This is a genomic window from Ralstonia sp. SA306, assembly GCF_054792405.1.
Map to the genome: position 1 here is coordinate 2856124 of NZ_CP096451.1, position 19357 is coordinate 2875480.

Genomic DNA, 19357 nt, shown 5'->3' on the forward strand with positions numbered 1-19357 from the left:
TTCAGCAGGGGAAGCGGCCGGCCATGAAGGCTTCATCCGGGTCCGATGTGACGGGCAGGCCCGACGCCACCAGACCTTGGCGCAGCATCTTCATCAGGCGATCCGGCACGCGCATGGCTGGCGCGCGCAGGGGGCCACCGTTAAAGCCGGCGAGCCAGTCCTGGTACTTCCACATGGTGCGATTGAGCACGCCGGTGCCGCCCGCGTAGGTTTGCGCGGCCGCGCCGTTGGCGCTGCGTGCTGGATTGACCTTCCAGTACATCGCCATGGCCTCTTCCCACCGGCCGGTGCGTGCCAGTTCAAACGCCTTCGGGTAGTAGTCGCCCATCCACGCAGTGTTGCTGGTGCCTGAGAACTGCAACTCCATCAGGCTCATCAGCGGAATCGCGTCGCCTTCGATCGGGCAACTGATGACGACCTCGTTGCGGAAGTGGTGGTACATCTCGCAGATACCAGCCGGCAGCGGAAATCCTTGCTCGGATTTGATCGCGACGATGTTGGGGCAATCGTCGAGCAGCCGGCGCACCAGGCTGACCGGCATGCCCGCCGGATGTACACGCTCGAAGCCCCACAGCGGGATCGGGAACAGCATCACCGCAAGGTCGGTCGCGTCACAGAAGGTCTTCGTGTAGTTGTAGATTTCTTCCTCGCTCGTCGGCCAGAACTGGGGCGGGTACGACAGCAGGACGATGTCGGCGCCAGCTTTCTCGGCCAGCTTTACGGCTTCAATGTTTTCGGCCAGCGTGCCGAACGCTGCATGGAAGAAAAGGCCAAGCCGGTTGCCTGCAGTCTCGCGTGCCCAGGCCGTGAACTGGGCGTTTTCTTCGGGCGTGATGGCAACTTCGCTGCACAGCAACGTGTAGCTGTATCCAAGCTTGGTTGCCAATTCAATGTCGTGCCGGATGCCGTGTTCGTTCAGGCGCTTCAAGTCGGCGCTGTAGCTGGGTATCGTGACGGCCGAGCAGCCGATCAGGTGTTCGCGCGCCCAGGCGCGGGCGTCGGATTTCTTGTAGGTGGCCATAGTTGGCGTCTCCTTGGGAATGTGGGGGTGATTTATTTGGCGATCGGAACAATGCTGGCCGGCAGGGGCACGCCGCGCCCTTGCTCCTTGGCGTGTGCAAAGAGCATCTCGGCAATGACGACGTCCTGAAGCGCGGACCCGACAGACTTGTAGAGCACGATGTCGCTGTCAGCCTGGCGGGGCTTGATCTCTCCCGCAGCGAGCGCCGACAGCGGCACCAGCTTGCTGGCGATGGGCACGCCTGCACGCGAGGCGGCGATGGCATCGCCAGTATCGTGGGCGACTTCCTGTGGCATGTCGGCCACGATGCAGGCGGCGCGCGCCATCGTTTCCTCGTCGACTTCGCGCTGTTCCGGCAGCGTGGAACCCAGCGAGACCACCGTGGCGCCCGGCGACAGCCATGCGCCGTGCAGGACGGGTGACTCGTCCCGGCTGCGCGCGGCACAGATGACGATATCCGCGCCATCCACAGCCGCTTCAGGCGACTCCGATGCGGCGATGTCCAGTGCGGTGCGAAACGATTCGGCAAAGCGCTCGCGGCTCGCAGGCGTGGGGCTGTATACGCGCACGGATTGCAGTGTGCGCACCGCACGCAGGCAATCGAGCGCATTGCGTGCTTCAAAGCCAGCGCCAATGATCGCCACGTGCAGCGGCCGATTGGGTGCCAGCAGGTCCACCGCCAACGCCGCGGTCGCTGCCGTACGCAAGCCGGTGACCCTGTTGCCATCGACCAATGCACTCAGGGCCATGGTCTGCTGATCAAACAACGAGATCAGGTAACTTGCCCGGCGCGCACGCGGGGATGCCGCGATCAGCTTGCAGCCCATGTGGCCGCCGGCCGGCGACACGGCGGTCAGGCTGCGCAGCCAGATACCGTCACCGCGTGCCATCGAGCGCGGCGGCACCATGGCGTCGGACGTGGGTTTGGCGTAGGCCCGGGCGAGGGCAGCGACGGCCGAAGGCCAGTCGGCAAGCGATGCGACATCGGCATCGCTCAGGAACAACGTGGGGGCGAGCAGTTCGCTCGGTTGCAGGTCGGACATGGCGCTGGGCGTGGAAGTCAACGGCCAGCCGACTATAGAAGGCCGCACCTGCGCGAGGTACTGCCTGGCAGCGAAAGCAGCTATGCACCAGATCGATAGCTGCGGAAAATGCCGCTCAGGTGATGTGAGACTCCGCCACGCGATGGATCAGGCGGCGCACTTCCAGCGTGGCCCGCGTGTGGGGTCGGAGCGGGGATTCCGCCAAGACCACGAAGCGCTCAAGCAGAGGCTGGACGATCTGCGACGACGCCAGCCGCGCATCCAGCATGCCGGGCTGCACCGATGCGATAGCGTAGCCGCCGCCGGCTGCGGCAATCTCGTATTGCAGGCGGACGGAATCGGCCTCTACCGCCACTTGCAGTGGCAAGGAGTGGTCTGCGGCCAGACGATCCAGCCGTGCACGCAACAGATGAGGGCGACTGGGTACGACAAGAGGAACACCGGCCAGCGCGGTCAGCGCGACATCGCTCTTGCTGACCAGGGCGTCCCCACGTCGGCCAACCAGATGCAGAGGTACGCGCGCAAGCACGTGTGCGTCACCAATGCTCGCCTCGTCTTCCCGCAGAACAATGCCCATGTCGAGCCGGCCGTCCCGCAATTGCTCCTCAAGCTGCGCGCTGGCACCTTCCACCAGGTGTAGCCGCACGCCGGGCAGTTGCTCGCGCACGGCGGCGAACAGCGGCGCTGCAAATTGCCCGACCGCTGAAGGCAGCAAGCCGACCAGCACCTCCCCAACGGGTTGGCCACGCGCATTGCGAATGTCATCGGCAAGAGCGTCGGCCTCATCCACAAGACGGGCGACACGCGGCAGTGTCTGTTCACCAAACTCTGTGAGCACGACACCGCGACCGGTTCTGCGAAACAGGCGCTGCCCACACTGCTGCTCAAGCTGGGCAATGTTGCGGCTGACCATGGACTGCGGCATGTCGAGCATCGCGGCGGCTTTGCTCAGGCTCCCTGATGCGGCAACGCGCACAAACAGCAACCAGCGTGGGTCGATGATCGGTAGCGTGCTGAGCATGTCCGGCATGGCCACCTTGCCGGGCTTTGGCGAAGGTGTGGGCTTCATTTCTGCGGTGTGGATTGTGATGCCGACAGCGATGCACCAGGCGCGGCAGCGTCCATGGCCGCTGCCGCTTCCTTGATGAGCGCACGCAGCCAGCGCAGGCCAAGATCGGCGCTGCGGTGCTTGTGCCACTGCATGGATTGCTCCATGAGAGGAATGGGCACCGGCACCGGGCGAATCGTGATGGGTAGGCTGCGGACGGCCTGCGCGGCGAGCCGCTTGTGCATGGTGGCAATCCGGTCGGTGCCGATCAACAGGTGCGCCGGTGCCACAAAGCTGAATGTGGTGGTCTCTATCCGCCGGACGATGCCCAGCTTGTGCATGAACCATTGCTCCAGCGCGGAGTGTTCGTCCCCCGGCTGCACGACGATGTGGCCGGCGCCCATGTAGCGCTCGGCGGTCAGTTCACCCCTGGCCAGCGGGCTTTGGTCCCACAGCACGCAACAAAAGGTTTCCTCAAACACGACCTCGGCTGGATGCTCGGCCGGGCAGTAGTCCTTGGGGATGATAAGCAGGTCGACTTCACCGCGCTCCAGTGCACGCTCGGGGTAGGCGACCTGCGGGCGCAGTTCAAAGCGGACGCCCGGTGCCTGGTGGTATGCGAGCCGCAGCAGATGCGGCATCAGGGTCATCGTCGTGTAGTCCGAGACCAGGAGGCGGAAGATCCGATCCGATTGGCGTGGCAGGAAAGCCGGTTGTGCGGCGACGGTGGCATCGATCCGAACAAGGATGTCGCGCACGGGGTCTTTCAGGCCTTCTGCCCGTGCCGTCAGTTCCATCTTGCGGCCGACTTGGACCAGCAGCTCGTCGTCAAAGTACTCGCGCAACCGCGCCAGCGCATTGCTCATCGCGGCCTGGCTCAGATAGACCTTCTCTGCGGCGCGGCTGATGTTCTGTTCGGTCAGGAGCGCGTCGAGAGCGACGAGCAGATTTAGGTTGAGCTTGTTAAAGCGCATGGGCGCCGTCTCCGTTGAAGGTCTTCTCCCGAAGCGACTGGGGGAGCCCCCGCAGCGTGGTCTTGTGGTCTCGCGCTAGGGTTTCCCCTGAAAGTATTCAGGGCGCCAATACAGCGGATGGAAACAATCAATTTGAGCCATTCGCGAGCGCATCTTAATCTAAACCCGTCCTGGCACACACGCGAATTGCGGTGCACAACCCAGGATGATGTGCGCCCCAAATAGACGCTGGCAGCGGCTTGGTTACGCGCATTCAACGACAAGACAGACACCCGAAACGAGGTGTCGAAAAGTGAGGAGACAACATGAACAAACGACTAGCCGCGGCGTGCACTGCCGCAGGCTGCATGACGCTGGCCGCGCTGGCGCGTCGAACACCGCGAATGCATTTGAAGGGGGCGTTTCGCCGTATCCGGCCGGTGCTGCGGGCACCAGCATCGCAGCCATGCCGCCGATCCCTGGGTTGTTCGTGCTGGAGCAGTTCAGTTACAGCCACTCCAACGGGTTATACGACAACAGCGGCAACAAACTGCCGATTCCGTTCAGTATCTCGGCACCGTCGATGACGACGCGCTTGCTGGCGGCGTATCCGGTCACCGTGCTGGGTGCGGGCCTGTATTCCCAACTGGTTGTGCCGGTGGTCTCGCTGCATACGGACATTGTCGGGCAGAGCCAACGCCATAACGGCTTGTCGAATATCACGATATCGCCTGCCATCTTGAAGTGGTCGGTCACGCGCAACCTCGCCATCGTCACGGGCTTTGATATCGCGCTCGCCAACGGTGCATACAACCAGGACCGTCCGAGCGTGGCGGTGGGCTACACATCATGGCAGCCGGTCTTCTCGTTTCGTTACAACGTGCCAAACGGCATTGACGTCGGCATGACCAACCGCTTTCTCATCAACCGGGAAAACGGCGATACCGGATACCGCTCGGGTTCGGCCTATGTGGCGGATTTCACGGCGGGGTGGAACTTCGGCAAATGGAAAGTCGGCGTAGTGGGCGGCTATCTGAACCAGTTCACCGACGACAAGGTGAATGGCGCGACCGTCGCCAACAACCGTGCCCGCAGCTTGGCACTAGGGCCATCCATTGCGTACGACGCGGGCGCCTTCAATATCAACATCAACTATCAGCAAGGAGTGTATGCAGCCAACACGTCCAAGAGCAGCGCAGTGTGGCTGAACATCGCCATCCCGCTGTGGGCGAAGCCGCCTGGCCCGGGCAACGGCATCTGAAAACGCATCAAAGGAATCGGGATGTTCCGCTATTTCCCTACGAACTACGTCTGGAATCTGTCCGTCGATCTTGCCATCGAAATGGGGGCGCGCATCGGCGAAATTGAGGCGATGTGCGCACCATTGCAGGAGGCAGCCACGCAGCCTGATGCCGCCGGTACGCGCGCGTTTCGCGAAACGTGGTCGCGCATGGCCGACAAGCTGTGCGAGCTGGCCGCGGAGGACGAAGCGCGAGGGCGCACGCTGTCCGCCGGCGACAAGTACAACCGTGCCGCCACGTACTACCTCACCGGCGAGCGCTTGCAAGCGCACGGCGCGGAAGGCCGTCTTGAGCTGTACAAGCGCTTTCTGGCGGTGTTTGCCAAGGGCATTGCCGCGACGGGCGAAAACTGCGAACGCGTGGAGATCCCGTATGGCGATGCGCATCTCTCAGCGCTCTATGTTCGTGCGGAGGGCGTGACCGGGCGGGCCCCGATTCTCGTGCAGATCAACGGGCTGGACTCGACCAAGGAGATGAAGTACCGCGTCGGGCTGCCGCAGTGGCTGGCGCGGCGCGGGGTGTCGTCGCTCGTGGTTGATCAGCCTGGTACGGGCGAGGCCTTGCGCCTTCACGACATGCATGCGGTCTACAACACCGAAGTGTGGGCCAGCAAGATCGTCGACTGGCTGGAAACGCGCGATGACATCGACCCGAAACGCATCGGCCTGGAAGGCGTTTCACTCGGCGGCTACTACTGTCCGCGCGCGGTGGCTTTCGAGCCGCGCTTTGCGTGCGGCGTGGTGTGGGGCGCCAACCATGACTGGCGCGACGTGCAGAAAAAGCGCCTGGCGCGCGAGGGAAGCTTTCCCGTGCCGCACTACTGGGAACACGTGCGCTGGGTGTGGGGCGCGCCCGACATGGACACCTTCATGCGCATTGCCGAACACGTGCATCTGGATGGCGTGCTTGACCGCATTCGTGTGCCGTTCCTCGTCACCCATGGCGAGAAGGACTCGCAAATTCCCGTGCACTGGGCCCACCGCACGTATGAGCAACTCGTCAACAGCCCCAAGCGCGAGCTGAAGATTTTTACCGACCGCGAAGGCGGCGTGCAGCACAGCAGTTTCGATAACTCGGCCAACGCTGGTGCCTACATCGCCGACTGGGTCGCAGAAACACTGGGCGGCCGGACGGCCCCCTGATCATCAACCCATGACCGATAGGACTTCCATGAACATCATCGGACCCGATGCACTGCTGTTTGGCGTCGACGACGTTGCCGCGTGCGCGCAATATCTGACCGACTACGGCCTGAAGCCGGTTGGCGTGACAGCCGCCGGCGGCAGCTTCGAGGCGCTGGACGGCACGTCCATCCGCATTGCGCACAAGGACGATGCGACCTTGCCGCCCTCGCTCGGCACCGCGAGCTTCCTGCGCCAGACCATCTACGGCGTGGCCGACCAGCAGACGCTGGAGGCGATTGCCGCAGAGCTGCAGAAAGACCGCCCCGTCGAACGCCATGCGGATGGCTCCATCCACACTGTGGACGATGCGGGCTTTGCACTGGCGTTTCAGGTGACGGTTCGCCGCCCGCTGGAATTACCGGCGGAGCGTGTCAACGCACCGGGCGCACCTGCGCAGCGGCCGGCGAACGTTGTAGGCGTGGACGACGATGCCGTGGTGCAGGCCCGCACGCTCTCGCACGTTGTCTACTTCGTGCCGGATGCCGCGAAGGCGGAGGCGTTCTACGTCAAGCGCCTGGGCTTTGTCTGCACCGATCGCTTTGTCGGCGTGGGGCCTTTCCTGCGCCCCGCCGGCACGCTCGACCACCACACGCTATTCATGATCGAGACGCCGCCGTTCATGAAGGGCTGTGAGCATTTCACGTTTCATCTGGGCGGCCCGACCGAGGTGATGCAGGCCGGGGCGCGACTGGTCGAGAAGGGCTATCAATCGTTCTGGGGCCCGGGGCGCCATCGCTTCGGCTCGAACTGGTTCTGGTACTTCAACAGCCCGCTCGGCTGCCATGTGGAATACGACGCCGACATGGACTTGCACGATACCGACTGGATCGCACGCGAAGCCCCCATGGGGGCGGACACCTCGCAACTGTTCCTGTTCCAGCATCGCGAGAACTGGGCACCGGGCGGTCCGCCGGCAACCGATGCGGCGCACGCCGCATCCTGAGGGATCGGAACTCAGCCATGTCGACATCCAACCGCGTACCGCTATGCCAGTTGCATGAGTTGATCGATGGCCATTCGCGTGGCTTTGACCCGCGCGGTATCGGCCGGGACACTGTCTTCGTGGTGCGGCGAGGCGAGGCGCTTCATGCCTACCGCGATGCCTGCCCGCATCAGGGTGGAACGCCAATGGCATGGCGCAAAGATGCCTACCTCAATGGCGACGGCACCCGCATCGTCTGCCATGCGCATGGCGCGCAATTCGATATCGGCTCCGGTGTTTGCGTTCTTGGCCCCTGCCTGGGACAAGCGCTGGAGCCCGTCAAGATCGAGGTTGCCGGAAGCGGCACCGTGTTCTTGATGCCAGACAACAAGGAGACACCACAATGACATCCCCAGTGCAGAAGATCCTCGTGATCGGGGGCGGCTTTTCCGGCATGGCCGCAGCCATCCAATGCGCCAAGCTCGGCATGCAGGTCGACATGGTCGAGATTGATGCGAAATGGCGGGCCTATGGCGCCGGCATCAGCATCGGCGGCCCAACGCTGCGCGCCTTGAAAACTATTGGCGTACTCGATGCATTCCGAGAGCGCGGCTATTGTGGCGATGGCGTCAATCTTTTCACAGCGAGCGGCCAGGCGCTGGGGCAGTTACCCACGCCGCGTGTGGCCGGGCCGGATGTGCCGGGCGGCGGCGCGATCATGCGTCCGGCGCTGGCTGACATCCTGGCCAAGGCGACAGTCGCTGCGGGCGTAAAGGTGCGCCTGGGCTGCACATTCACGGCGATTGAGCAACGCGCCGACGGGGTGGACGTTGCCTTTACCGATGGCACGCAAGGTCGCTACGACCTCGTGATCGGCGCCGATGGGTTGTACTCGAAGGTGCGCGAGGCAGAGTTTCCCAATGCACCCACGCCGCAGTACACCGGCCAGGGTGTCTGGCGTGCCGTGGTTCCTCGCCCCGCAGACATTACGTGCGCAACGATGTGGCTCGGGCAGAAGGTCAAGACAGGCGTCAACCCCGTATCGCAAGACGAGATGTACCTGTTCGTGACCGAAGACCGCGAGGCGAACGAGTACATCGACCCGCAACGTTGGCCGCAGATGCTGTCGGATCTGCTCGCACCGTTCAGCGCGCCGTTGATGCAAACCATCCGCGCGCAGATCTCGGCACAGTCGCTCATCAACTATCGCCCGCTGGAGAGCCTATTGATGCCGCGCCCGTGGTTCAGCGGCCGCATCGTGCTGATCGGGGATACGGTCCATGCCACCACACCGCACATGGCGGCCGGTGCCGGTATCGGCCTGGAAGACGCCATCGTGCTAGCCGAGGAACTGGAACGCGCTGCCACGCTCGATGCCGCACTGCAAGCCTTCCAGGATCGCCGCTGGGACCGTTGCCGCATGGTGGTGGAAAACTCGGGCCGCCTGGGCGAGATCGAGATTGCCGGCGGTGACAAGGCCGAGCACGCCCGCATCATGCGCGACACGCTCATGAGCCTGGCAAAGACCATCTGACGCGGCGGAGACCACCATGGAATCAAATCTTGAGACCAGCGGCGCAGCGCGATTGGGCGGCCGGGGCACGTTCGCGCTACTGGCTGCACATTGCGCCGGCATGGTCGACATGGTCGCCTTGCCGGTATGGGTTGGCACCCTGATCGGAAGCTATCACCTCGACCCGCAAGAGGCGGGTGGCTTGGTAACGTTGTTTTTGGCGGCGGCCGTGGCAAGCAGCGTCGTCTTCGCGCCGCGCCTGAATCGTCTGCCAGCCCGCGCTTCCGTATCCGCCGGCTTTGGGGTGGCCATGCTGGCGTTTCTCAGCATGGCCGCCGTGGGCGACAGTTATGCGGCCATGGCGGGTTTGCATGCGGTTGCGGGTTTCGCCGTGGGATGCAGCCTGAGCTTTACGCACGGCACGATCGGGCGCAGTCGCAATCCGCATCGGTTGTTTGCTGCGGCGGGCTTGGCGCTGGGCTGCTTTGCCATCGCTTTTCTGGGTGTGACACCGGGCTTGGTAGCGTTGCACGGTGGACCGATCCTGTTCCGCGTCTTCGCGGGTGTGATGGCGGTTGCGGCCGCGGTGTGCGCGATGGCGTTTCCGGCCCTTAAGGCGCCGCACCTTGAGATGTCCACAGCCGAACCAAGCTTTTCGCCAACCGTATGGAGCGGCATGCTGGGCGTGGCCTGCATGGCAGTGACTCAGGCCATGGTGTTCAGTTTTGTCGAACGCATTGGCGTGGATCGAGGTTTCGGCCTGGCCGCCGTCACCTCCGTATTGATCGCAACGGGGTTGGTGAACCTGCTGCCAGCGCCACTGGCGGGGTTCCTGGAGTTGCATGTGCCGGCCCGGCGGGTTGTGCTGGGTGGGCCGCTCGCGCAGGCAACACTTGCGCTCGTCATTACGCAGAGTTCCACGCTGGCCCCGTATGCGGCGGCTGGCGCGGTGTTCGTTGCCGTCATGATCTTCACGCACACCTTCGCGTTTGGTGTGCTGGCCCGGTTGGACGTCACCGGACGCGCCGTTGCCGCCACGCCCGCCATGCTGATGACTGGCGCCGCCGTCGGGCCGATCCTTGGCGGCACGCTGGTCAAGTTTCTTGGCTACGGCAGCCTTGGCATCGCTGCTGTCTTGATGGCCATTGCCGCCATGCTGTGTTTCTCACGTCTTGAACGCCGCGCTGTGCCAGCAGGAGCCTCCGCATGAAGCCAACTCGACGCTTTGTCGATCTGTCCATCTATCTGGAGAACGACGTGCTCTCCGACCCGCCGCCGCTGGCACCGAAGATCACCTACCAGAAGCATGCCGATACCTTGCCCGAGTTCATGGCCATGCTGCCCGGCACGAAGCCCGAGGACTACCCCGATGGCGAAGCCGCTGCGGCCGAGTGGGTCACGCTCACCACGCACAGCGGCACGCATCTCGATGCGCCCTGGCACTTCCATTCGACCATGGACGCCACCCTTGGCGAGGCCAAACCGTCGATCACCATCGACGAAGTTCCGCTGGAATGGTGCTTCCAGCCCGGCGTGAAACTCGACTTCCGGCACTTTCCCGACGGCTACGTGGTGACAGCCGCCGATGTGGAGGCAGAGCTTGCACGCATCGGCCACTCGCTGCAGCCGCTCGACATCGTCGTGGTCAACACGCGGGCGGGCGCGCGCTATGGGCACAACGACTACGTCAACGCAGGCTGCGGCATGGGCTACGAGGCGACGATGTACCTGCTCGAACGCGGCGTGCGCCTGACCGGAACCGATGCGTGGAGCTGGGATGCACCGTTCTCCTACACCGCCAAGAAGATCGCCGAGACGGGCGATACCTCACTGATCTGGGAAGGGCACAAGGCCGGTCGCGACATTGGCTACTGCCACCTGGAGAAGCTGCACAACCTCGAGGCCCTGCCTCCGCATGGATTTGTCATCAGTTGCTTTCCGCACAAGATTCGCGGGGCATCCGCGGGGTGGACGCGCGCGGTCGCCATCTTCAACGCTGAACAGGACATTGCATGAGCTTTCCAACAATTCAACGTATCGTGACGGGCCACGACGCCGACGGGCGCGCGGTGATCGTCTCGCAAGGGCCATTGCCGACCGTGGTGGAAATTGCTGCCATTCCCGGCACGGTGTTCCACGAAGTGTGGAGCACGTCGGGCAACCCGGTGCCGATCGACAACGGTGCGGATCCCACCGTGGGCGCGCTGATGTTGCCGCCGCCAAAGCAAGGCACGCGCTTTCGATTTGTCGATATTCCGCCCGATACCTCGGAGTTCCTGGCGCGTGGCGCGACCCGGATGCAGGAAGCGTTCACCCAGGTGGGCGATGCACATGCATCTACCGTGCGCGCCGATTCGCCGCATCCGCTGATGCATCGCACGGAATCGATCGACTACGGCGTGGTGATCGATGGCGAGATGACGCTAGTACTCGATGATTCCGAGGTGGCGCTTGCGCCGGGAAGCGTGGTCATTCAACGTGGCACCAATCACGCCTGGGCCAACCGCTCCAGCCGGCCGTGCAGGATGCTCTTCGTGCTGATCGACGGCGTGTACGACCCGGCCATCGCCGAGGCATTGCAGGCCCGGACGCAACCGGAGGCGCGATGAAGTTCGCCACATTGCCCGGCGGCGGAACTGATGGTCGCCTTGTGTTGGTGTCGCGCGATCTTCAGCGCGCTATCGATGCCGCCCCAATTGCCGCCACGTTGATCGATGCACTGGAGCGTTGGGAGGATGTCGCCCCCAAGCTGCAGGCGCGCTACGACGATCTCAATGCGGGGCGTATTGCCGATGCGCGTGCATTCGATGCTGCTGCGTGTCTGGCACCGCTGCCGCGTAGTCCGCAATGGTGCGATGGATCGGCGTTTCTCAACCACGGTCGACTGATGGAGCGCGCATTCAATACGCCGCCGATTCCAGATTTCGCCACCATCCCCGTGATGTACCAGGGTGCGAGCGACGACTTTCTCAGCCCGACGCAGGATGTGCCGTTGCCCAGTGAGGCCGACGGTATCGATTTCGAAGGCGAGTTTGGTGTGGTTGTCGGTCGCGTACCGATGGGCGTCTCTGCCACGCAGGCCTTGGAGCACATCCGCCTGCTCGTGCAGATCAACGATTGGAGCCTGCGCGCATTTGGGCCACGCGAGATGAAGACCGGCTTTGGGTTTCTACAGGCCAAACCGTCGACCAGCTTTGCGCCGGTCGCCATCACGCCCGACGAGTTGGGCGGAAATTGGCGCGAAGGCCGCGTGCAACTGCGTCTGCATATCGAGTGGAATGGTCACTGGTTTGGTCATCCATGTGGCAGCGAAATGAATTTCAGCTTTGGCGACCTCATTGCACATGCCGCGCGTACACGCCAACTGTCCGCTGGAACCATCATCGGCTCCGGCACGGTATCGAATGTGAGCCGCACAGCTGGATCGGCATGTATTGCAGAGCGGCGTGTGATCGAGATCATCGATGAAGGCGAAGCCAAGACTGGCTTCATGCGCTTCGGCGATCGGGTCAGGATGATGGCGCGCGACGCAGAAGGTGAGATGCCGTTCGGCATCATTGAGCAGCGTGTTGTTCAAGCGGGTGCAGCTAGTGCAAAAGAGGAGCAACGATGAGAGCCTTGGTGACGGGTGCCAATGGTTTCGTAGGATCAGCGTTGGTTCGCCGGTTATTGCGCGCTGGGGTCGCTACCACAGGCGACGTCACAGAGTTAATGCTTGTGGACCAGCATATCGACGCCATCCCCGCAGATGCGCGCGTTACTGTCATCAACGGAGACTTTGGCGCGCCGCACACACTTGATGCTGTGCTGTCAAAGCCCGTGGATCTCGTCTTTCACTTGGCGAGTGTGCCGGGCGCACAGGCCGAAGCCAATCGGGATCTGGGCGACCGTATTAATTTGCATGGCACCCTGGCGTTGTTCGAATGCCTCGCGAAACAGCCGAACGTTCATGGGACCGTGCCGCGAGTCGTCTTTGCCAGCAGTGTCGCGGTTTATGGAGTCCCTCTGCCGTCGCATATGGACGAGCATTCGGCGGTACACCCCACCATCAGTTACGGCGTGCACAAGTTGGTTGGCGAGCAATTGTTGGCCGATTGGACGCGTCGCGGCTCAGTCGATGGCCGCTCGTTACGCTTCCCGGGCATCGTGGCGCGGCCCGGATTGTCCCTAGGACATGGTTCCGCCTTCATGAGTGCGATCTTTCGCGCCGCTCAACACGGGCAACCCTATGTATGTCCTGTCTCGCCATCGGCAACAGCATGGTGGATGTCGCGTGTCTGCTGCGTCGACAACTTGGTACATGCTGCGCGGTTGTCTTCGGACGGTCTACACGCGGAGCGCGTCTGGACGCCCCCCGTGCTGCGATTGGAGGTTGGTGCGCTAGTCGACGCGCTGGCGCATAGGTTCGGCCCGATGCAAATCAGCTATGCCCCCGAGGATGGGATCGAGCGATTGTTTGGCCGCCAGCCACCGCTGATCGATCGTCGCGCTGTCGCGGCTGGCTTTCAACACGACGGCACTGTCGAGGCGTTGATCGAACGGGCGCTGATGGAGGGCTGAAACGGTTCAGCCAGCCCACATGGCTGCCTTCGGCGACATATTTTTAATAGAACGCTGAGCATCGACGCATCATCCATGCGGGTCAGAAGCGTTCCAGATCGTTGACGAGACTCGCTATGAAAGGGGCACACGTGAGCGCTCGACCTACTTGACACATGATGTATGAAAACCGAAGCGCGCAGTCTGTTTGATCTTTCCGGCCACGTGGCACTGATTACAGGCGCCACGAGCGGTCTGGGCTTCGCCACCGCGACGGCACTCGCTACTCAGGGCGCCACCGTTATTGTTTCAGGCCTGGATGAGGCAGCCTGTTCTGAGACGGCGACTCGCCTGTGTCAGAGCGGCCTGAATGCGTTCGGTATTGCTTGCGATGTATCCGACCAGCGCCAGGTTGAGCAATTGGTTGGTGAGGTTCTGCAGCGCCATGGCCGCATCGATACGCTCGTCTGCAACGCTGGAATCCAGGGGCCGGCAGGCCCATTCAGTAACGTTACAGACGACACTTGGCTGCGGGTAATGGAAGTGAATCTCCATAGCGCCGCTCGGTTGACCTCGCTTGTCATTCCGGACATGGCACAGCGCGGCTCTGGAAGCGTGATCTTGATGTCGAGCATCGCAGGACTCCGCGGCAATCGAAGGATAGGCCTCTATGGAATTTCCAAGGCTGGCCTCGCGCAGCTGGCGCGTAACCTGGCAGTTGAGTGGGGCCCACACGGCGTGCGAGTGAATGCCATCTCGCCAGGCCTCATCCGCACGCCGTTTGCTGCGGAATTGATTGCCGACAGCACCTTCATGAGCCGGCGACTGTCATTGACCCCGTTGCGGCGCGTGGGAGAACCGCACGAAATCGCAGGTGTGGCCGTCATGCTTGCTAGCCCAGCGGGTGGTTTTATGACGGGTCAAAACATCGTCGTGGACGGAGGGACGACTATTAGCGATGGAAGTTGACACACGTCGATGATTCGTAGCCGGCGCTCGTTGAGGTCATTCTGGCGTACACATCACGAAACGCGAGATGTATCGCTCCACTACTGAAGGGAGCGCACGTGCCACATAACATGCTCGCGAGCGGAGGAAAAACCAGGGTGCTAAGCGGGGGTGAAAAGCACTGCGCGAAGCTGGCGCGCCCGCAAACATTAAGTGGTGTTTAAAGCCTTGCAGTACAGAGGTTTCTGGAGGGGCTTACCCCCCAGAAACCAAACTATTTCAGCGAGATTGAAACGCTTTCATTTCCTCGCCACACATCTTGTGTTTGTTGAACGGTAGCGCATCTCCTAGGTACAAAACTACCGCATACATCCACGCCCGTTAAGGCTTCGGAGCCCGGCTAGCCTCTGCAACCGCGCTGGGCTCAGCCCCCATGCCTCACGACCATTTGCAACGATGTCAAACTTTCGAAAAGAAAGGCATCTTTCAGTGAGGCAGCAAGCTTGCACGTGTGACGAAGCTGGATCAGTTTGTCACCTATTTGCGCTAGCACGGGATCACTGCACACCAGAACTCGTTGCCAGCGACGGCCATGGAACTCCTCTTGCAATATGACCACCTCCTCTGGGATCGTCCGTCCACCCAATTTGCTTTCGCCACGAACAGCCTATCTATCGAATCATTTTTGATTCGCATGCAGAGTACTTAAATCACTTTGATATAAGAAGGCCACGCCGCCAAGCTCTCCGCGTGGATCAAGACCGAGGCCAACAAGCCGCGCAAGCAACGGCATACGCTCATGCAGGTTCATGCTGCTCGTCAGCTCTGCGCTGCGCTGCTAGGCGCGGGCCGCCCAAAGCTCACGTCTCGCAGCCCGATCAGGTGCCGGAGCCGCTCCCTGCTGCGATGGTCTCGCGACCGGCGGTGTCGACTGGAACCAGTCACCGCCGTGCCAAATCATGGGAGGCATTGCTTTCTGTCCCAAAGCGATTCCTTCAGTAGCCAACGGGCTATCGTGCCCTGCTGTGATGGAAGTACAGGTAGCCGAGGCCGATCGGGGCGATGAAGATCGCCAGACTCCAGCAAAGTGCCATCGTGACCAACTTCCACCACAGGGCGATGAAGGCATTGACGAACAACACGTTCGAGCCCATCAAGAAGCCAATCACGCCCTCGTAGACGAACCGTGCGTAGGGATAGAGAACGGTATTGAGGATCGCGATAATCACGAGCGTGAAGGGGAACGCGTGCTGCCCGGACGATGGCTTCGCGTGCGACAACATCCAGAAGATGAAGACGGGAAAGATCAGGCCGAATACAAAATGTCGGAAGTAATACGGGCGGGAGAGCCCACCAAAGGTTTTACTCAAAACTTGTTGCACGCGCGCTCCTTGTGCGTGAAGGTTGTGCTGACCGTTAATGCCGGCCGGTTGCCATCCATGACCGGCTACCGGACCGCGTCACCGAGATTTGCAGTTGACGGGCCTCACTGAACGACCTTGGCAGTCTTCAGCAAGTTTCCGACTACCTGTACCGTGGCGCGTTCGAGTTCCGCCGTCTCCAACGCCTGCTTAATGGCCGGCTTTACGGCGTCATATGCAGGCACTTGCGTCGGCCGCATCGCATCGAGCTTCACGATGTAGCGCTGGTTACCCACTTCGACTGGGGCAGCGCTGGTCGCACCCAGTTGCAATGCGGAAATCTCGCGCGCAAGTGCCAGCGGCAAGTTCTGCGTCTTGCCCTCTTCGGCCGGCACCTTGAAGCTCACCCAATCCATCTCGCCGCCACGTGTCTTGTTCGGCGCCGTGCTGTACTGCTGTGCCAACTTGGCGAAATCGCCGCTCTGCTTCAGTTGCGCGATGACCTGCGCGGCGGTGACATCGTCGCCCACCTGGATCACACGTGGCTTGTATTCTTTGTCGCCCAGGCTGGAGACGATCGCGTCATAGCGCGCTTTGACTTGCGCATCCGTCACCGGCGCGGGCTTGATGTTGTCTTTCAGCCAAGCCTGAGTGATGGCCGCGTCATGCGCCTCCTGTACGGCTTGTTTCACCGCCGGCAGCTTTTCGTAGGCGGCATTCTTGGCAGCCTGCTGGCGGAACAGTTCACGCGCGATCAGCTGCTGCTTGAGCGCTTGTACGACGTTCGGATTCGCGGCCACGCCGGTCTGTGCAATCGCTCGGTCCAACTGGGCTTGCGTGATCTGCGTGCCGTTGACGACGGCCACAGCACCCGCCGGCAGGGCGTCAGCCCATGCGGATGAAATCGATGCTGCGGCCAATGCAGTTATGGCGAAGCGGTGGATCGTTGTGTTCATGTCAGAAATCCTTGTCAATAAGTTCAGTGCAAAGTCGGCGTCGACAATAGCGGCGCGTGCCATTTAGCCAAGTGGGACAGCGTCGCTCGGTGCTACCTCATCAGGTCCACTAGGGAAATCCAACCCGCCCAGCAAGTTCTGATAGATCGCCGAAATGGTCCCCACGACCAGGAACGTTGAGATCACTGCGATCGCCGCCTGTAACACCGATCCAATCGGCGTCTGAGAAACGCCAACCATAGAGACCTGTCCCGTTGTCAGCATCAGCACGGACGCCACAATGATGGGTGCCGTGCCAGCGGTCATGACGACAAAGATCGACCAGACGCGCCCAGCCGTCGCATTCCACGAAAGGCGTAGAGGGGAACGTCCAGCATCCGTCGCCAAAGCGGGCAAAGCCAGAATGAGGCGGTAGTACAGGTAATAGAGCCCAAACTGACCAACCGCACCGATCAAGCCCAACATCAATCGCAGCTTGGCGATCAACATGAACCCTGCGCCCGACAACACCGCAAGAAGACAGAAGGCGACCGTCTGAAGCGACCACGCTTGGTTATTCGTCTCTCGGCGCAGGACGAGTCGATATCCGGCCACTTGCAGCGGCACCGTTACTAGTGTCTGCGCCATCATGAGCAGCGTCATGAAAAACCAGGGTCGGAACTCCCCGTTGGTACCCGCTACGGTCAGCATCAGAAGACCAACGGTGGTGAGCACCGTAAGCAAAGGGTGACGCAATGGAATTTGAAAGGCTGAACGGTATGCAGCCTTGATCATTGCGCCTTTGGGAATCTTCATGTTCATGATCCTAGGTGTCGGATTGGCGTACCCGTTGCTCAATAAGTCCAGTTCAAGGTCGCCAACAGGACCGTCGGCTTGGCGCCGAGCTCGGCCGGCTGCACCAGCGCACGGCCAAGCAGCAACTCACTGGTCAGCACATTCTTGCCATAAGCCGCCGATAGCCGCACCCCTACACCGGTACCCGCCAGGTACTGCCAGTGCTGCGTGGCCACCAACTGCGTCTGGCCGCCATCCAGGAAGACGTAGGGCTCGATCCGCACGCCCCCAGCCGAAGGCGCATTCGCCCACACGGCTTCGTTGCGCAAGGTCAGTCCCCGGTCTCCGCTGATGAGGCCCTCGCGGAAGCCCCGAACCGAGCTCATGCCACCCGCAAAGATCTGTTCCGAACCGAACAGCGCCACATTCGACCACTGCGCAGACACCTGGCCGCGGTACGCCAACGCAGCCTTGCCAAGGCTCGGAAGGGGCAACTGGGTACTTGCGTTGCCATCGAGCTTCCAGAACTGGCCGTGCGCTTCGTCACGTCTGATATCTGGGGCATCCTGGCTAGCGCTGAGCGTGCGCATGCCGCGCGTGACACCGACTTCCCAGGTGGCATAGCCGCCTTGGTTGTTCACGGCGAACTTGCGCAGCCCGTTGATGGCGACCCGCACCACCGTCAGAAACTGCGGATCGAGCAGCAGATTGTTGACCTCGCGCTCAGTGCGCCGGTGCGTGAGCGTAACGTCGAACGCGGTGCGCCCGGCTTGGTCGCGCTCGATTACGCGGTTCCAACCAAAGGTGTGCGCAAAGGTGCGGCCGTAGACGAGCGCCGTATCGCCGATGAGGTTGTTGTACTCCGAGAACGAGCCGGTATAGCTGAAGGTGTTGTAGCCGAACGGCACCGCCGCCGAGGCAATGGCGGCATTGGTGTCGGTCGTGCCGATGTAGGACAGCGACAGCGCCTCCTGGAAGCCGAGCGCATTGTCTGCATCGATGCCGGCACGCAAACGCGTGGTGCCGGTGGCACGGCTGCCGTAGTTGTCCGTTCCCACGTTGAAACGGAAGCGGTCGCCCGGCTGGTTGGTCAGCGCAATGACCGAGGCGCCAGGGCTCTGGCCGGGCAGGATCTGCACCTCGGCCTGGTTGCGGCGCAGGCGGTTGATCTGGTCGACGCCCTGCTCCAGGTCAGTCAGCTTTAGCGTCTCACCCACGGTGGGCATGGACCAGGCGGTACCGGCGTCGGTCAGCCAGCCACCGTTCTGCGTACCGCTGGCGGTCGGCTGGTTCGGCACGGAGGTCCGGACCGTCTTCCCGTTGATCTGCAGGCTCTCCACCTTGCCCGGCACGACGGCGATGGTCAGAACGCCCTCTTTGAGGTTCTGCGGCGGCAAGTAGGCGCGCGTGGTGACGAAGCCGCGTTGCACGAACGCTTCGGTGAGCCTGCGAAGCAGCAGGTTGATGCGGTTGGTGCCCAGATCGCGATCGACAAACGGCCGTGTGATGCCCGCCACCGTGGCGTCGTCCAGCACCGTATTGCCGCTCAATTGGATCCGGTGAATGGCAAAGGTGGTGCCGGGCTCAGCCACGGATTCGACGTTCGCGGCGTCCGGCACAGCCTGCGGCACCTGAATTTGCGGCGGAGGTTGGTTGGCCTCGCGGCGGCGCTCGGCCTCCTGGCGTTCACGCAAGGCACGCTGGGCCGGGTCTTCGAGCGGCGGGGTCTGGGCGTGGGTGGTCGTTGCAAGCAGCAGTGCTGCCAGGGCCAGCGGCGTGAATTTCAGCAACATG

Annotated in this window: 19 protein-coding genes and 1 pseudogene; 11 read left to right on the forward strand and 9 right to left on the reverse strand. The window is 62.3% G+C overall.

Annotated features, from left to right (window positions below; all coding sequences use genetic code 11):
- Position 1: 1 nt before the first annotated feature.
- The 4 genes from M1D44_RS13665 to M1D44_RS13680 all read right to left on the reverse strand — a co-directional run bounded on the left by M1D44_RS13665 (position 2) and on the right by M1D44_RS13680 (position 4086).
- Positions 2-1021 carry a dihydrodipicolinate synthase family protein gene (locus M1D44_RS13665; RefSeq protein ID WP_024976905.1) on the reverse strand — a complete coding sequence of 340 codons (1020 nt, stop codon included), beginning with the start codon at positions 1019-1021 and terminating at the stop codon, positions 2-4.
- 32 nt (positions 1022-1053) lie between these two features.
- The gene (locus tag M1D44_RS13670) at positions 1054-2064 is read right to left on the reverse strand and encodes an ornithine cyclodeaminase family protein (protein ID WP_024976906.1); all 1011 of its coding nucleotides are present in this window, start codon (positions 2062-2064) and stop codon (positions 1054-1056) included.
- Positions 2065-2179: 115 nt separating this feature from the next.
- Positions 2180-3133 (reverse strand): LysR family transcriptional regulator, encoded by a 954-nt coding sequence (locus tag M1D44_RS13675; RefSeq protein WP_235193190.1) that lies wholly within the window; start codon positions 3131-3133, stop codon positions 2180-2182.
- The gene (locus tag M1D44_RS13680) at positions 3130-4086 is read right to left on the reverse strand and encodes a LysR family transcriptional regulator (RefSeq protein WP_024976908.1); all 957 of its coding nucleotides are present in this window, start codon (positions 4084-4086) and stop codon (positions 3130-3132) included. The genes M1D44_RS13675 and M1D44_RS13680 overlap by 4 nt, the downstream gene beginning before the upstream one ends.
- Before the next feature lie 305 nt (positions 4087-4391).
- Here M1D44_RS13680 and M1D44_RS13685 point away from each other — a divergent pair.
- The 11 genes and pseudogenes from M1D44_RS13685 to M1D44_RS13735 all read left to right on the forward strand — a co-directional run bounded on the left by M1D44_RS13685 (position 4392) and on the right by M1D44_RS13735 (position 14493).
- Positions 4392-5326, forward strand: a pseudogene (locus M1D44_RS13685) (SphA family protein).
- A gap of 21 nt (positions 5327-5347) precedes the next feature.
- Entirely contained in the window at positions 5348-6508 is a 1161-nt protein-coding gene (locus tag M1D44_RS13690) for an alpha/beta hydrolase family protein (RefSeq protein WP_316683868.1), read from the forward strand.
- Positions 6509-6536: 28 nt separating this feature from the next.
- Positions 6537-7493 carry a VOC family protein gene (locus tag M1D44_RS13695; RefSeq protein ID WP_112186221.1) on the forward strand — a complete coding sequence of 319 codons (957 nt, stop codon included), beginning with the start codon at positions 6537-6539 and terminating at the stop codon, positions 7491-7493.
- A 17-nt stretch (positions 7494-7510) separates the two neighbouring features.
- Positions 7511-7879 carry a Rieske (2Fe-2S) protein gene (locus M1D44_RS13700; protein ID WP_316852838.1) on the forward strand — a complete coding sequence of 123 codons (369 nt, stop codon included), beginning with the start codon at positions 7511-7513 and terminating at the stop codon, positions 7877-7879.
- Positions 7876-9006: an FAD-dependent oxidoreductase gene (locus tag M1D44_RS13705; RefSeq protein ID WP_316683869.1), complete on the forward strand. Its 1131-nt coding sequence runs from the start codon at positions 7876-7878 to the stop codon at positions 9004-9006. The genes M1D44_RS13700 and M1D44_RS13705 overlap by 4 nt, the downstream gene beginning before the upstream one ends.
- Before the next feature lie 16 nt (positions 9007-9022).
- On the forward strand, positions 9023-10195 hold the full coding sequence (locus tag M1D44_RS13710) for an MFS transporter (RefSeq protein ID WP_316852839.1): 1173 nt from the start codon (positions 9023-9025) through the stop codon (positions 10193-10195).
- Positions 10192-11001, forward strand: coding sequence for a cyclase family protein (locus M1D44_RS13715; RefSeq protein WP_316683871.1), 810 nt, complete (start codon positions 10192-10194; stop codon positions 10999-11001). The genes M1D44_RS13710 and M1D44_RS13715 overlap by 4 nt, the downstream gene beginning before the upstream one ends.
- A complete protein-coding gene (locus M1D44_RS13720) occupies positions 10998-11594 on the forward strand; it encodes a cupin domain-containing protein (protein WP_024976916.1) in 597 nt (198 codons plus the stop codon). The genes M1D44_RS13715 and M1D44_RS13720 overlap by 4 nt, the downstream gene beginning before the upstream one ends.
- A complete protein-coding gene (locus M1D44_RS13725) occupies positions 11591-12598 on the forward strand; it encodes a fumarylacetoacetate hydrolase family protein (protein ID WP_316852840.1) in 1008 nt (335 codons plus the stop codon). The genes M1D44_RS13720 and M1D44_RS13725 overlap by 4 nt, the downstream gene beginning before the upstream one ends.
- Positions 12595-13545: an NAD-dependent epimerase/dehydratase family protein gene (locus M1D44_RS13730; protein ID WP_316852841.1), complete on the forward strand. Its 951-nt coding sequence runs from the start codon at positions 12595-12597 to the stop codon at positions 13543-13545. The genes M1D44_RS13725 and M1D44_RS13730 overlap by 4 nt, the downstream gene beginning before the upstream one ends.
- A 162-nt stretch (positions 13546-13707) precedes the next feature.
- A complete protein-coding gene (locus M1D44_RS13735) occupies positions 13708-14493 on the forward strand; it encodes an SDR family NAD(P)-dependent oxidoreductase (protein ID WP_024976919.1) in 786 nt (261 codons plus the stop codon).
- 658 nt (positions 14494-15151) lie between these two features.
- Here the strand turns inward: M1D44_RS13735 and M1D44_RS13740 are convergent.
- From M1D44_RS13740 to M1D44_RS13760, 5 genes are all read right to left on the reverse strand, one after another.
- A complete protein-coding gene (locus M1D44_RS13740) occupies positions 15152-15283 on the reverse strand; it encodes a hypothetical protein (RefSeq protein WP_268747344.1) in 132 nt (43 codons plus the stop codon).
- A 199-nt stretch (positions 15284-15482) separates the two neighbouring features.
- The gene (locus M1D44_RS13745) at positions 15483-15854 is read right to left on the reverse strand and encodes a hypothetical protein (protein WP_316683880.1); all 372 of its coding nucleotides are present in this window, start codon (positions 15852-15854) and stop codon (positions 15483-15485) included.
- A gap of 104 nt (positions 15855-15958) precedes the next feature.
- A complete protein-coding gene (locus M1D44_RS13750; RefSeq protein WP_316683882.1) occupies positions 15959-16789 on the reverse strand; it encodes a peptidylprolyl isomerase in 831 nt (276 codons plus the stop codon).
- Positions 16790-16852: 63 nt separating this feature from the next.
- The gene (locus M1D44_RS13755; RefSeq protein ID WP_316852842.1) at positions 16853-17584 is read right to left on the reverse strand and encodes a hypothetical protein; all 732 of its coding nucleotides are present in this window, start codon (positions 17582-17584) and stop codon (positions 16853-16855) included.
- Between the two features lie 38 nt (positions 17585-17622).
- Positions 17623-19356 carry a ShlB/FhaC/HecB family hemolysin secretion/activation protein gene (locus M1D44_RS13760; protein WP_316683885.1) on the reverse strand — a complete coding sequence of 578 codons (1734 nt, stop codon included), beginning with the start codon at positions 19354-19356 and terminating at the stop codon, positions 17623-17625.
- Position 19357: the final 1 nt, after the last annotated feature.